The 12,298-nt window shown below is 67.8% G+C and carries 13 protein-coding genes; 6 read left to right on the top strand and 7 right to left on the bottom strand.

Annotation, left to right across the window (positions count from 1 at the left end):
- Window positions 1-103: 103 nt before the first annotated feature.
- Entirely contained in the window at window positions 104-397 is a 294-nt protein-coding gene (locus ACWGRX_RS21365; RefSeq protein WP_291642752.1) for a Dabb family protein, read from the bottom strand.
- A 209-nt stretch (window positions 398-606) separates the two neighbouring features.
- Between ACWGRX_RS21365 and ACWGRX_RS21360 the strand changes: the two genes are divergently transcribed.
- Entirely contained in the window at window positions 607-1,473 is an 867-nt protein-coding gene (locus ACWGRX_RS21360) for an outer membrane protein (protein WP_452119174.1), read from the top strand.
- 84 nt (window positions 1,474-1,557) lie between these two features.
- Here ACWGRX_RS21360 and ACWGRX_RS21355 read toward each other — a convergent pair whose 3' ends face one another.
- Window positions 1,558-2,943, bottom strand: a complete 1,386-nt coding sequence (locus tag ACWGRX_RS21355) for a class II 3-deoxy-7-phosphoheptulonate synthase (protein WP_291650341.1) — start codon at window positions 2,941-2,943, stop codon at window positions 1,558-1,560.
- Window positions 2,944-3,142: 199 nt separating this feature from the next.
- Between ACWGRX_RS21355 and ACWGRX_RS21350 the strand changes: the two genes are divergently transcribed.
- Window positions 3,143-3,595: a RidA family protein gene (locus ACWGRX_RS21350; protein ID WP_452119173.1), complete on the top strand. Its 453-nt coding sequence runs from the start codon at window positions 3,143-3,145 to the stop codon at window positions 3,593-3,595.
- A 27-nt stretch (window positions 3,596-3,622) separates the two neighbouring features.
- Here the strand turns inward: ACWGRX_RS21350 and ACWGRX_RS21345 are convergent, their stop codons facing one another.
- The gene (locus tag ACWGRX_RS21345; protein ID WP_452119172.1) at window positions 3,623-4,513 is read right to left on the bottom strand and encodes a LysR substrate-binding domain-containing protein; all 891 of its coding nucleotides are present in this window, start codon (window positions 4,511-4,513) and stop codon (window positions 3,623-3,625) included.
- Window positions 4,514-4,610: 97 nt separating this feature from the next.
- Between ACWGRX_RS21345 and ACWGRX_RS21340 the strand changes: the two genes are divergently transcribed.
- The gene (locus ACWGRX_RS21340) at window positions 4,611-4,826 is read left to right on the top strand and encodes a hypothetical protein (RefSeq protein ID WP_452119171.1); all 216 of its coding nucleotides are present in this window, start codon (window positions 4,611-4,613) and stop codon (window positions 4,824-4,826) included.
- A 91-nt stretch (window positions 4,827-4,917) separates the two neighbouring features.
- Here ACWGRX_RS21340 and gor read toward each other — a convergent pair whose 3' ends face one another.
- Both gor and ACWGRX_RS21330 read right to left on the bottom strand, forming a co-directional pair.
- Window positions 4,918-6,291, bottom strand: coding sequence for a glutathione-disulfide reductase (gor, locus tag ACWGRX_RS21335; RefSeq protein ID WP_452119170.1), 1,374 nt, complete (start codon window positions 6,289-6,291; stop codon window positions 4,918-4,920).
- Window positions 6,288-7,541, bottom strand: a complete 1,254-nt coding sequence (locus ACWGRX_RS21330; RefSeq protein WP_452119169.1) for an O-antigen ligase family protein — start codon at window positions 7,539-7,541, stop codon at window positions 6,288-6,290. The genes gor and ACWGRX_RS21330 overlap by 4 nt, the downstream gene beginning before the upstream one ends.
- 173 nt (window positions 7,542-7,714) lie before the next feature.
- On the opposite strand from ACWGRX_RS21330, the gene ACWGRX_RS21325 reads away from it, so the two are divergent.
- The 3 genes from ACWGRX_RS21325 (at window position 7,715) to ACWGRX_RS21315 (ending at window position 10,723) form a co-directional block, all read left to right on the top strand.
- Window positions 7,715-8,677: a Bug family tripartite tricarboxylate transporter substrate binding protein gene (locus tag ACWGRX_RS21325; RefSeq protein ID WP_452119168.1), complete on the top strand. Its 963-nt coding sequence runs from the start codon at window positions 7,715-7,717 to the stop codon at window positions 8,675-8,677.
- 69 nt (window positions 8,678-8,746) lie between these two features.
- Window positions 8,747-9,211 carry a tripartite tricarboxylate transporter TctB family protein gene (locus tag ACWGRX_RS21320; RefSeq protein ID WP_291642743.1) on the top strand — a complete coding sequence of 155 codons (465 nt, stop codon included), beginning with the start codon at window positions 8,747-8,749 and terminating at the stop codon, window positions 9,209-9,211.
- Window positions 9,212-9,223: 12 nt separating this feature from the next.
- Window positions 9,224-10,723, top strand: a complete 1,500-nt coding sequence (locus ACWGRX_RS21315; protein WP_291650353.1) for a tripartite tricarboxylate transporter permease — start codon at window positions 9,224-9,226, stop codon at window positions 10,721-10,723.
- Window positions 10,724-10,816: 93 nt separating this feature from the next.
- On the opposite strand, the gene ACWGRX_RS21310 is transcribed toward ACWGRX_RS21315, so the two are convergent.
- Both ACWGRX_RS21310 and rpiA read right to left on the bottom strand, forming a co-directional pair.
- On the bottom strand, window positions 10,817-11,311 hold the full coding sequence (locus tag ACWGRX_RS21310) for a DUF2059 domain-containing protein (RefSeq protein ID WP_452119167.1): 495 nt from the start codon (window positions 11,309-11,311) through the stop codon (window positions 10,817-10,819).
- 181 nt (window positions 11,312-11,492) lie between these two features.
- A complete protein-coding gene (gene rpiA / locus ACWGRX_RS21305; protein ID WP_452119166.1) occupies window positions 11,493-12,203 on the bottom strand; it encodes a ribose-5-phosphate isomerase RpiA in 711 nt (236 codons plus the stop codon).
- Between the last annotated feature and the right edge of the window lie 95 nt (window positions 12,204-12,298).

Raw genomic sequence — 12,298 nt, 5'->3', positions numbered from 1 at the left:
GATTTAGCTTGCGGGCGTGAGAGCGGCAACGGCAGCGCGTGCGTGCCGGTCTGCGTTTGCGCGTTGTCCCCTGTCCCTCCTCGCAGGTTCTCCCGGACGGCGATCAGCTCAAGGTCGAACGAAAATCGGCGGAGTAGCGCAATTCGCGCATCGGACGGACGAGCCGGGTGGTCTCGTCATAGATCGGATGCGCCTTGAAAGCCTGAAGCGCCGCCTCGTCGGCGAACTCGCCATAGACGACGATGTCGATGTCGTTGCCGTAGGGGTCGATCTTGCCGTTGGCGACGACCTCGAAGGCGAGCGAATGCGGGATCTCGCCGAGGCGGCGCAGGGCATGGAGGATCGTCTCGCGCTGCGCAGGGTCCTTCGCCGTGAAGAACACGATGTGACGTAGCATTGTCTCGTTCCCGAACTCGCTGGACCGGCCGCGCCGGCTTTCCGGCGGACTGTTAGCGGCCGGCCGGCCGAGTCGTCGATGCGGCCTGAGGACTCAGCGCGCCATCGGCCGGGAATGCCGCATCATTAACCCGGTATTAGGGTTAATCGGGCATGAATCATCGCCGAGCCTGCCGCACTCTCTGTCGGCGGCTGTTCGGAGAGTCATCGATGCGTGCTGCATCTATCGCCGCCCTCACCCCGGTCGTCGCGATGGCCTGTGCGCTCACGCTGCCGCAGGCGGCGCAGGGCGCCGACTATCTCAGGGGCTCGCAGATCGAACAGCCGATCGAGGCGCCCTCCTTCGGTGCCGGCGCTTTCGACTGGTCGGGCTTCTATTTCGGCGGCTTCGCCGGCCAGAGCGAAACCGAATTCGAACCGGGGCCTGGTCTGCCGGACCTCGCCCGCTCCGCCTTCCGCAACACGGCACTCGGCCAGACCGTCGATATGGGCCAGTTCGTCGTCGACCAGGGAGCACGGCGCGACAGCGGCACCAATTTCGGCGGCTTCCTCGGCTATAATTACCTGTTCGGCGATGTCGTGCTCGGACTCGAGGCGGACTATACGCGCGCGGACCAGGGCTATGGCTTCCGCGACTTCATCGCGCGCCGCACCACCGCCGGCGGCCAGACACTCGACTGGTCGATGGACACCAAGCTCGGGGCGCGGTTGCACGACTATGCCACGGCACGCCTGCGCATGGGCTACGCCTATGGGCGGATCATGCCCTTCGCCACCATCGGTGCCGCCTTCGGCCGCTTCGACGCCTATTCAACGATCGATGCGACGGCCGCGATCGTCACCAACGCCAACACCGCGACCGAGACATCACGCATGGCGGCAGGCTATCCGCTGCGCGTCGGCGTCGCCCGCAAGAACATCTGGGGCTTCGGCATGGCGTTCGGCGCCGGCGTCGACTGGGCCGTGACCGACAATCTCCTCCTGCGCGCCGAGTACCAGTATATCGGCTTCGGCGAGGTCGAGGGCACGAGTACGACGGTCAACACCGGACGCATCGCGGCCGCACTGAAATTCTGACGCAACCTACGGATCGCAAAAAAGGGCCGCAGCTGAGCTGCGGCCCTCTTGCTTTGTGCGCGTGCCCCGCAGGCCGATAGCGGCCTATTCGGCCGCCTCGACCTCGGGACGAGCCCGTCCGGAACGCTCGCGCTTGACCAGTTCGGCGACGAGGAAAGCCATCTCCAGCGCCTGCTCCGCGTTGAGGCGCGGATCGCAGAAGGTGTGATAGCGATCGTTCAGATCGGCGTCGGTCATGCCGCGGGCGCCGCCCGTGCATTCGGTGACGTTCTTGCCCGTCATCTCCAGATGCAGGCCGCCGGCATAGGTGCCCTCGGCCTGATGGACGGCGAAGAAGTTCTTCACCTCGGAGAGGATCAGGTCGAAGGGCCGGGTCTTGTAGCCGCTCGCCGCCTTGACGGTGTTGCCGTGCATCGGATCGCAGGACCAGACGACATTGCGCCCTTCCCGCTTGGTGGCGCGCACCAGGGCCGGCAGATGGTCGAAGACCTTGTCGGCGCCGAAACGGGCGATCAGCGTCAGGCGGCCGGGCTGGTTCTGCGGATCGAGCGCGTCGATCAGCTTGAGCAGCTCGTCCGGCTTCAGCGACGGCCCGCATTTCAGGCCGATCGGATTGCGGATGCCGCGGAAGAACTCGACATGGGCATGGTCGAGCTGGCGCGTGCGGTCGCCGATCCAGAGCATATGGCCGGAGGTGTCGTACCATTCGCCGGTGGTCGAGTCGGTGCGGGTCATCGCCTGCTCATAACCGAGCAGCAGCGCCTCATGGCTGGTGTAGAACTCGGTCGAGCGCATCTCGGGATGCGTTTCCGGATCGATGCCGATGGCGCGCATGAAGTCGAGCGCCTCGGTGATGCGCTGCGCGACCTCGTCATAGCGGCCCGACTGGGGGCTGTCCTTGACGAAGCCGAGCATCCAGCGATGCGCGTTGTCGAGATTGGCGTAGCCGCCGGACGCGAAGGCACGGATCAGATTCAGCGTCGCCGCCGACTGGCGATAGGCCTCGAGCTGACGGCGCGGATCCGGAATCCGGGCCTCGGCCGTGAACTCGTTCTCGTTGATGATGTCGCCCTTGTAGCTCGGCAGCTCGACGCCGCCGATCGTCTCGGTCGGGGCCGAGCGCGGCTTGGCGAACTGGCCGGCGATGCGCCCGACCTTCACCACCGGCGAACCGCCGGCGAAGGTCAGCACCACCGCCATCTGCAGGAAGAGCCGGAAGAAATCGCGGATGTTGTCGGCCGAATGCTCGGCGAAGCTCTCGGCGCAGTCACCGCCCTGGAGAAGGAAGGCCTCGCCGGCCGCGACCTTGCTCAACGCCCGTTTGAGCTTGCGCGCCTCGCCTGCAAAAACGAGCGGCGGAAAGCCGGCGAGCTGCTGCTCAACCGCCTTCAAGGCTGCCTGGTCCGGATATTCCGGCATCTGCTGGACGGGCTTTGCCCTCCAGCTCTCGGGCGTCCACCGCTCGGACATCATAGTGCTCCTGATTTCACAAATCGCGCCTGCGTTAACCTCTTTTGAAGCGCGAAGGCCGGCCTATACACCCCAAGACCGCCGCTGACCACCGCTACGGCAACGAGCAAGCCAGAACTCCAGCGCCCGACAGGCGAAAAACCGCGTGCCGGCAAGCGCCTCGCGCCTTCGGCCACGATCGCGGTCGGACCTGCGAGCCATGAGCTCAACCCGCCCGGGGACCGCCTGCGGCGGTGCCGGGCCAGACAAGGACGATCCGCCCATGCCCAAGCGCAGCGTTTCCTCGGACCGCGTCTACAAGAGCCGGCTGCCCTTCGCCCAGGCCACGATCGCCGGCGACTTCATGTTCGTCTGCTGCGTCGGCGCGGATCTGCAGGGGAAGTACGCCATCGGCGATGCAAGGCGCCAGACCCAGCAATGCATCGACAATATCAGGGCCCTGCTCGAAGAGGCCGGCGCGAGCCTGAAAGACGTGGTCAAGTGCACCGTCTATGTCACCGACCGCGCCTATTGGGAGCCGATGAACGAGGTCTATTTCGCGAATTTCGCCGAGGAACCGCCGCACCGGGTCTCCTGCATCGTCAACGGGCTGGGCTCTCCCGACTGCCTTGTCGAGATCGACGCCACCGCCTATCTCGGCAAGGCTGGCTGAGCGCGAAGCCCGGCGCGCCGCGTAGGCTCAGCCGTCGCGCGCTTCCTTGAGCAGCCAGTCGCGGAACAGGCGGATCTTGCGGGCGTTGCGGCGCCTGGTCGGATAGGTCAGCCAGTAGTCCTGCCCGTCGCGCAGCATCACGTCGAAAGGCTGGACCAGCACGCCCTGGTTCAGCTCCCGCCGAAAGAAGGCCGGCTGCGCCATCACCGCGCCGTTCCCGGCCAGCGCTGCCGTGACCTCGAACTGCTGCACGACGAGATCGATCCGCGCTTCACCAGCCTGGTCCGCCGAGGCCCCCGCCGCGGCGAACCAGCCGGCCCAGGATTTCGGACAGCCGAAGCGCGGCACCGCCAGCAGATCCGATGGCTGCGCCGCGCCACCGAGATGCCGGAACAGCCCCGGGCCACAGAGCGGGGTGTATTCATTGGTCATCAGCCAGTGCGCCTCCAGCCCCGGCCATTGCCCGCTGCCGCGCCGGATGACGACGTCACAATCGTCGAGCTCCGGTTGACGCTGGCTCACTTGAGGAACCAGCCGGATGGCGAGACTGGGATTGGCGCACTGGAACAGGCCGAGCCGTGGAGCCAGCCAGTTCGCGGCGATCGTCGGCAGCGCCTGCACCGAAAGCACGCCTTCGGCCGTCTCGGTGACGGCAGCGAAGGCGCCGCGCAGGCCGTCGAACGCATCGGTCACCGAAACGCCCAGCCTTTCCCCAGTCTCGGTGAGGACGACGCCGCGCGGCCGGCGCCGGAACAGCGGCGCGCCGAGCCGCTCCTCCAGGAGCTTGATCTGATAGCTCACCGCAGCCTGCGTCATGCCGAGCTCGGCTGCGGCCAGGGTGAAGCTGCCATGCCGCACCGCTGCCTCGAAGGCCCGCACGGCACTGAGCGGCGGCAGGCCGATCGCCAGATCAGACATCAGCTGTCCTTATGCGTCAGACATGAAATCCGGTTTGTCCGCGGCGCCCTCGATCGGCATTCCCTAGCGAAAGATCGACTTTCCCGGGAGCCGAACGATGACGGCCGAAACTAGCAGAAAAAACGGATATGTCAGCCTTATGCCGCCCCTGAAGCTGCGCTGGCCCCGCTTCCTGAGGCGAACACGGGGAAACAAGGTCACGCTGGACGCACGCCTCGACCCGGAAGGGCTGAGCGCTCACATGAGCCGTGACCTCGGCCTGAACGACGCAAGCCTGCTTTATGACAGCAGGCGCTCGGACCGCGAGCCGTGAGGCCACGCGCGAACCGCCGAAGCGCTCATCGCGAGGCGGAAGCAAAGCGCGCGTCGTGAAAGAGCGGGCTTTTGGACGGTTTCGCGCGCCCTCAGAGCGCGCTCTTGCGGGCCGTGCGCATGGTGACGAGCTCCTCCGCGGCGCTTGGATGCAGAGCGATGGTGCGGTCGAAATCGGCCTTGGTCGCGCCCAGGGTCACGGCGATGGCGACGGCCTGGATGATCTCCCCCGCATCATGGCCGAGAATGTGGACGCCCAGCATCCTGTCGGTCTTCGCGTCGACCACGAGCTTCATGTAGATGCGCTCCTGACGGCCCGAAATAGTCGCCTTCATCGGCCGGAAACCGGCCTCGAAGACGCGCAGTTCATGACCGGCAGCGACCGCCTGCTGCTCGGTGAGGCCGACGGTGCCGATCTCCGGCGTGGTGAAGACCGCCGAGGCGACGATGCTGTGGTCGGTCGTCCAGGGTTTGCCGCCGAAGGTCGAGTCGGCGAAGGCGTGGCCCTCGCGGATCGCGACCGGGGTCAGGTTGATCCGGTTGGTGACGTCGCCGACCGCGTGGATCGAGGGCACGCTCGACGCCGACCCCTCGTCGACCAGGATCTGCCCGATCGGCCCGAGCTTGACGCCGGCCGCCTCGAGCCCGAGCCCGGTCGTGTTGGGCCGGCGGCCGGTGGCGACCAGAACGACATCGGCATCGATAGGCTCGCCACCGGCGCAATGGGCGCGGCGCGTGCCGTCGCCCAGCAACTCGATGCGGTCGATGGTGCAGCCGAGCCTGAAGGTGATGCCGGCATGGGCGAGCGCCTCGCGCAGGCGGGTGCGGATATCCTCGTCGAAGCCGCGCAGCACGTTGTCGCCACGATGCAGCACGGTGACGGCGACGCCGAGCCGCGCGAACAGGCTGGCGAATTCGAGCGCGATATAGCCGCCGCCGACGACCAGAAGGCGGCGGGGCAGTTCCGGCAGATGGAAGATCTCATTGGAGGAGATCCCGTATTCGCCGCCCGGGATCGGCGGATCGAAGGCCGGGTAACCGCCGGTGGCGACGAGGATATGGCGGGCCCGGACGGGTTTGCCGCTGCGCTGCAGCCTTACGGTGCGCGCGTCCTCGACGACGGCACGCTCCTCGTGGATCTGGACCAGCGCCGCTTCCAGCCCCTTGCGATAGAGTCCGGAGAGCCGGCCGACCTCGTTGGCGACGGCATCGCGCAGGGTCGGCCAGTCGAATTCCGGCTTGCCGAGCTTCCAGCCGAAGCCGGCGGCATCCTCGAACTCGTCGGCGAAGCGGCTGGCATAGACGAAGAGCTTCTTCGGCACGCAGCCGCGGATCACGCAGGTGCCGCCGATACGGTCCTCCTCGGCGATCGCCACGCTGGCGCCGTGGCCGGCGGCGATGCGGGCAGCACGGGTGCCGCCCGAGCCGGCACCGATGACGAAGAGGTCGACGTCGAACGCGCTCATGTCCTGTCCTCGAGATTTCGCATGTCTATGGGAGCAGCGGCGAACAGCAGCGCCGCAAGGGTCAGGACGGCGATCCACCAGCCCTGCCAGGCGCCGTGCGCGACCACGACGATCGCGAAGCAACCGGCGAAGAAGGCGGCAGGCATCGCCGGCCGCGGCGGCGGCAGCCGTCTCAAGCGAGCGAGCAGCAGCAAGCCGGCCCCCGAAAGCAAGGCGGCTCCGACGAGGCCGGTATCGACCCAGGCCTGCAAGGGGGCGCTATGGGGATGGCCGATAGCCAGCATCGCCCGGCGCGGAGGCGAAATGGTCTGCGCGACCGGATCCTGGTCCAATGTCGCGGCGGCGTTGAAGCCGTAGCCGCGCAACGGCCGCAGCATCGCCGCCTCGCCGAAGGTCTCCCAGATGTCGATGCGGACCTCGTGCGAAGGCTGGAGATGGCTGCGCAGCGAGGCCGGCAGCTGCGCCTCCAATGTCGGCCCGATCGCCGGGGCGAGCGCCATGGTGGCGAGAAAGGCGGCCGCCGTAGCGGCGAGCATCAGCCGCGGCGCCGCGGCAAAGACGACCCTGGCTGCGACCATCACGACGAGGCCGAGCTTGGCCGCCTCGCTGTCGGAAGCGAAGACCAGGGTCGCGACGACGAGGCCGAGCAGGCAGGCCAGGACGCAGTCGCGCCTTGCCCCTTCGCGCCAGAGGCGGTCGATCACCGGAACCGCCAGGACGAGGCAGGTGAGCGCGGCGCGGTTGAAGTAGAAGCTCTCCTGGCGCCGGTCGAGGGCGAGCCATTTGCGCAGCGCGAACTCAGTGGCGAACTCGTAATAGAGCAGGCAGGACGCCAGGATCACCGTGACCGCGAGCACGCGCATGAAGCGCCGGGAGGGATGGAAGGCGCCGCTCGCCACGATCGTCAGCCCGGCGAGCAGCGGCAGCACGAATTCGCCCCACATCCGCAGGCCGGCCGCCGGGCGATGGCTCCAGCCCGCGCTGACCAGGGCCCAGAGCGCGAAGCCCAGCAACAGAACCCCGATCGGCGCGCGCAGCAACGGCGCAACGCCACGCCACAGCCCACCGACGCCGCCTCGCGTCAGCCCCGCCACAAGAAAAGCAAGCGCCGCCAAACCGAGGAACAGCGGCGCTGAGCGCGTCGCGGCCCACATGGCGAGAGGAAGGGCGGCGAGCAGACCATGGCCGACCGCGGCGGCGGCTCCGGCAAGGGGGGTGCCCGTCGCCACGGGAGAAGCAGATCGAGACATCGGCGTGCTCTTACGCCATCGCGCCGGCGCGCAACAGGGGCGTCCGGCGACGTCGTGAAAGACCTTGACTTGGGATTGATCAATCAGGCGCAATTGACCGACCGGGCGACGCGATGTCACAGGCAGGCGCCTACAACATTTTGCGCGGAACGGCCGCGCGCGGGAGGTAGAACATGCTGACAGCCATTCTGAAGCGCGGCGCCGTCACGGCGGTCGCGCTCGCCGGCCTGACCACGGCCGCCTTCGCCCAGCTCGAACTGAAGATCATGGCTCCCGCCGCGCCCGGCGGCGGCTGGGACGGCACGGCCCGCTCGATGCAGCAGGCGCTGACCGCCGCCGGCATCGCCAAGAGCGTCCAGGTGACCAATGTCACCGGCGCCGGCGGCACGATCGGCCTCGCCCAGTTGATCGGCGCCAAGGGCGACGGCAATCAGCTGATGGTCAACGGCTTCGTCATGGTCGGCGCGATCCTGCTCAACAAATCGCCGGTCAACCTGAGCCAGGCCACGCCGATCGCGCGACTGACCGCCGAGGCGCTGGTCATCGTCGTTCCCGCCGACTCGCCGATCAAGACCGCCAAGGATCTCGCCGAGCGCGTCAAGGCCGACCCGGCCAAGGTGACCTGGGCCGGCGGCTCGGCCGGCGGCGCCGACCACATCCTCGCCGCGCTCTTCGCCGAGGCCGCCGGCGGCGATCCCAAGAAGATCAACTACATCCCGTTCTCGGGTGGCGGTGAGGCGCTGGCCGCCATGCTCGGCGGCCGGGTCACGGCCGGCATCTCCGGCTATGGCGAGTTCGAAGGCCAGATCAAGGCCGGCAAGCTGCGCGTGATCGGCGTCAGCGCGAGCAAGCGCCTCGACAATGCCCCCGACGCGCCCACCCTGAAGGAAGGCGGCGTCAATCTCGAGCTGCTGAACTGGCGTTCGGTCGTGGCGCCCCCCGGCCTGACCGACGCGCAGAAGGCGACGCTGTCCGGCGCCATCGACAAGATGGCGAAGTCGAAGGAATGGGCCGAGATTCTCAAGGCCCGCGGCTGGGACGACGCCTATCTCGCCAGCGCCGAGTTCGACGCCTTCCTGAAGGCAGAGACCGTGCGCGTCGAGAAGGTGATGCGTGATGTCGGCATGGTGAAGTAAGCCGATTCCGTTCGACCGGTGGGCGGCGTCGCCGCCCACCCTTTCCTGCTCCCGCTCGACGGCAAGCCCATGTCCCGCACAATCGACCGCCCTGCCCTCGTCGTCGGGCTGCTTCTGCTGGCTGCGGCGGCGATCGTCGCCTTCGACGCCTCGCGCCAGACGATCACCTCGAACTACGGCGTCGGCCCGACCGCCATGCCCTATGTCGTCTGCGCCGGGCTCGTCGTGCTCGGCCTCGCGCATCTCGTCGTGGCCTTCAAGGAAGGGCTGCCGAAGCCGGAAGTGGCCGATGTGCGGGCGCTGCTCTGGATCGGCGGCGGGCTCGCAGGGCTGATCGCCTGCATCGCGCTGGGCGGCGGCTTCATCGTCGCCACCGCGATCCTGTTTTCCTGCACGGCACGTGGCTTCGGCCGCGACGCGTTGCCGGCCGACATCGCGATCGGCCTCGTGCTCGGCAGCGCGATCTATCTGCTCTTCCTCAAGCTCCTGACCCTGTCGCTGCCGGCCGGGCCGCTCGAACGGCTGCTGGGCTGAAAGGCGCATCCGATGGACACCCTGCTCTCCCTCGCCAACGGCTTCTCCGTCGCCTTCGAGCCCTCCAAGCTGCTGTTCTGCCTGATCGGCGTGTTCCTCGGCACCGCCGTCGGCGTGCTGCCCGGCATCGGGCCGGCGCTGACGGTCGCCCTCTTGCTGCCGGTGACCTTCAAGCTCGATCCGGCCGGCTCGCTGATCATGTTCGCCGGCATCTATTACGGCGGCATGTATGGCGGCTCGACGACCGCAATTCTGCTCAATGCACCCGGCGAGAGCGCCTCGCTGGCGACAGCGCTCGAAGGCTCGAAGATGGCCAAGGCCGGGCGCGGCGGGCCGGCGCTTGCCACCGCCGCCATCGGCTCCTTCGTCGCCGGCTTGATCGCCACGATCGGCCTTGCCTTCCTCGCGCCCTGGCTGGTCGAGCTCGCGATCAAGTTCGGGCCCTGGGATTATTTCGCGCTGATGATCGTCGCCTTCGTCACGGTCTCGGCGACCTTCGGCGACTCGCCGCTGCGCGGCCTGACCAGCCTGTTCCTCGGCATGCTGCTCGGGCTCGTCGGCATCGACAAGCTGACCGGACAGGCGCGCCTGACCTTCGGCGTGCCGGAACTGCTCAACGGCATCGAGGTGACGACGCTCGCTGTCGGCCTGTTCGCGGTCGGCGAGGCGTTCTACGTCGCGTCGAAGCGCTGGCGCGAGCCTGAGGAGATCATCCCGATCAAGGGCTCGCTCTGGATGACGAAGCAGGACTGGAAGCGCTCCTGGGCGCCCTGGCTGCGCGGCACCGCCTACGGTTTCCCGATCGGGGCGCTGCCGGCCGGCGGCGCGGAGGTGCCGACCTTCCTGTCCTATTCGACCGAGAAGAAGCTCTGCAAATATCCCGAGGAGTTCGGCAAGGGGGCGATCGAGGGCGTCGCCGGGCCTGAGGCCGCCAACAACGCCTCGGCCGCCGGCACGCTGGTGCCACTGCTGACGCTCGGCCTGCCGACCTCGGCGACCGCCGCGATCATGTTGGCCGGCTTCCAGCAATACGGGCTCAACCCCGGGCCATTGCTCTTCGCCGAGAAGCCGGACCTGGTCTGGGGCCTGATCGCCTCGCTCTTCGTCGCCAACGTCATGCTGGTGATCCTGAACCTGCCGCTGATCGGGCTCTGGGTCCGGCTGCTGGCAGTGCCGCAGCCCTGGCTCTATGCCGGCATCCTCGTCTTCGCGACCATGGGCACGCTCGCGGTCAATCCCTCGCCGGTCGAGCTCGGCATGCTCTTCCTCTTCGGCTATCTCGGCTATCTGATGCGCCGCTACGACTATCCGGTGGCACCGATGGTGGTCGGCCTGATCCTCGGGCCGATGGCGGAAGCGCAATTGCGACGCGCCTTGCAGATCAGCCTCGGCGACCCGATGATCCTGCTCGAAAATCCGGGCTCGGCGACATTGCTCGGCATCGCCTTCATCGCGCTCGTCGCTCCGTTCGTGATGAAGGGGCTGAACCGGTTCAAGGCGGCGGAGGATTAGCCACCCCGGCCCTGCCGCCCGCACTTGCGAAACCAACAAAAAACCGCCGGTGCTGCCACCGGCGGTTTTGTTTCTGCAACGATGCTGGTTCGCTCAGAGCTGGTGGCCGCGCTTGCGCATCTCGGCATAGAAGCGGTCATAGAGCAGGTTGCTGGTCGCCACGCTCCAGGGCTGCAGCAGGGTATAGATCTCGTCGATGACCTCGGGCCGGAACGAGTTGTAGCGCTGGCCGACCGGCGAGTTGAAGAAGGCGGCGACCTCCTTGAGATCGGCCTCGGTCATCTTGCCGGCGAAAGCGCGCGCCGAGGTGTCGACGATCTCGCCGCGCTTGGCTTCGGCATCGTCCTTGAGGCTGGCAAGGACGTCTTCGATGTCCTTCTTCAGCTCGGGGCGGGTCGTGCCGACGCTCTGGCGGACGCCCGCGACGAACTCGGTGTAGATCGAATCGAAGGACTGGGCGAGCCCCGACGAGACGACGACCTCGCGAGCTGCCTTGAGATGCTCGGGGCTTGGCCCCTGCTGCGCCGAGGCAGGCGCGGCAAACAGCGCCAGCGAAAGGATCGCGCCGGCAAGGCTGTGACGGATCATGCAGGTTTCCCCTTTGTCGAAGCGCGCGCGATCAGACGCGCCACATGCGGCGGTGCACGGACCGACACACCAGTGGCCGCTCTTAGAACATGTCCAGCCAAAGTGGAAACCACTTTTGCTGGGCATGTTCGCTGCCCGGGCATTGCCGGGAAAACGGGCGCGAACGTGGCGACGAGCGGCTTCAGTCGCGCTGCGCCGCGATGTCCCCAAGTATCTGCACGCCCTCGGGCCGCGCGATGAAAGCCGCCGTCGCCAGGCCGATGAACAGGCCGCTCTCGACCACGCCCGGCACCTGGTTGAGCAAAGCCGCAAGCCGCTCGGGATCGGCGATGCTGCCGAGATGGGCGTCGAGAATGAAATGGCCGCCATCGGTCAGAAGGGTCGTCCCGTCCGGCCGCTTGCGCAGCACGAGCTCGCCATTCGCGCCCGAAGCGGCGATGGCCGCCGCGACTGCCTGCCTGGTCGCCTCGAGCCCGAAGGGCACGACCTCGATCGGCAGCGGAAAGCGTCCGAGGGTTCCGACCAGCTTGCCGGCATCGGCGATCACGACCATGCGCTTCGAGGCCGCCGCGACGATCTTCTCGCGCAGCAGGGCGGCGCCGCCGCCCTTGATGAGCCGGAGCTCGGCATCGACCTCATCGGCGCCGTCGATGGTCAGGTCGAGCTCCGGCGTCAGATCGAGGGTCGACATCGGAATGCCGAGGCTCTCGGCCTGCGCCTGGGTCGCTTCCGAGGTCGCGACGCAGATGACCTGCAGGCCCTGCGCGACTCTGGCGCCGAGGCCGTCGACGAAGAGCTTCGCAGTCGAGCCGGTGCCGAGGCCGAGCCGCATGCCGGGCGCGACCAGCGCGAGGGCCGCGTCGGCCGCCGCCTTCTTCAGAGCGTCGCTCACGCGCCGAGCCCTCCCATCAGCATGTACTTGATCTCGACGAACTCATCGATGCCGTGCAGCGAGCCCTCGCGTCCGAGGCCGGATTCCTTGACGCC

The organism is Allobosea sp. NPDC055594 (assembly GCF_053618995.1).
The sequence above is the reverse complement of the archived record's forward strand: the minus strand, read 5'-3'. Positions and strand labels throughout refer to the sequence as shown.

Bases quoted from the DNA above. Each gene is read 5' to 3' on its own strand.
- ACWGRX_RS21365 (WP_291642752.1), bottom strand. From the start codon at position 397: ATGCTACGTCACATCGTGTTCTTCACGGCGAAGGACCCTGCGCAGCGC.
- ACWGRX_RS21360 (WP_452119174.1), top strand. From the start codon at position 607: ATGCGTGCTGCATCTATCGCCGCCCTCACCCCGGTCGTCGCGATGGCC.
- ACWGRX_RS21355 (WP_291650341.1), bottom strand. From the start codon at position 2,943: ATGTCCGAGCGGTGGACGCCCGAGAGCTGGAGGGCAAAGCCCGTCCAG.
- ACWGRX_RS21350 (WP_452119173.1), top strand. From the start codon at position 3,143: ATGAGCTCAACCCGCCCGGGGACCGCCTGCGGCGGTGCCGGGCCAGAC.
- ACWGRX_RS21345 (WP_452119172.1), bottom strand. From the start codon at position 4,513: ATGTCTGATCTGGCGATCGGCCTGCCGCCGCTCAGTGCCGTGCGGGCC.
- ACWGRX_RS21340 (WP_452119171.1), top strand. From the start codon at position 4,611: ATGACGGCCGAAACTAGCAGAAAAAACGGATATGTCAGCCTTATGCCG.
- gor (WP_452119170.1), bottom strand. From the start codon at position 6,291: ATGAGCGCGTTCGACGTCGACCTCTTCGTCATCGGTGCCGGCTCGGGC.
- ACWGRX_RS21330 (WP_452119169.1), bottom strand. From the start codon at position 7,541: ATGTCTCGATCTGCTTCTCCCGTGGCGACGGGCACCCCCCTTGCCGGA.
- ACWGRX_RS21325 (WP_452119168.1), top strand. From the start codon at position 7,715: ATGCTGACAGCCATTCTGAAGCGCGGCGCCGTCACGGCGGTCGCGCTC.
- ACWGRX_RS21320 (WP_291642743.1), top strand. From the start codon at position 8,747: ATGTCCCGCACAATCGACCGCCCTGCCCTCGTCGTCGGGCTGCTTCTG.
- ACWGRX_RS21315 (WP_291650353.1), top strand. From the start codon at position 9,224: ATGGACACCCTGCTCTCCCTCGCCAACGGCTTCTCCGTCGCCTTCGAG.
- ACWGRX_RS21310 (WP_452119167.1), bottom strand. From the start codon at position 11,311: ATGATCCGTCACAGCCTTGCCGGCGCGATCCTTTCGCTGGCGCTGTTT.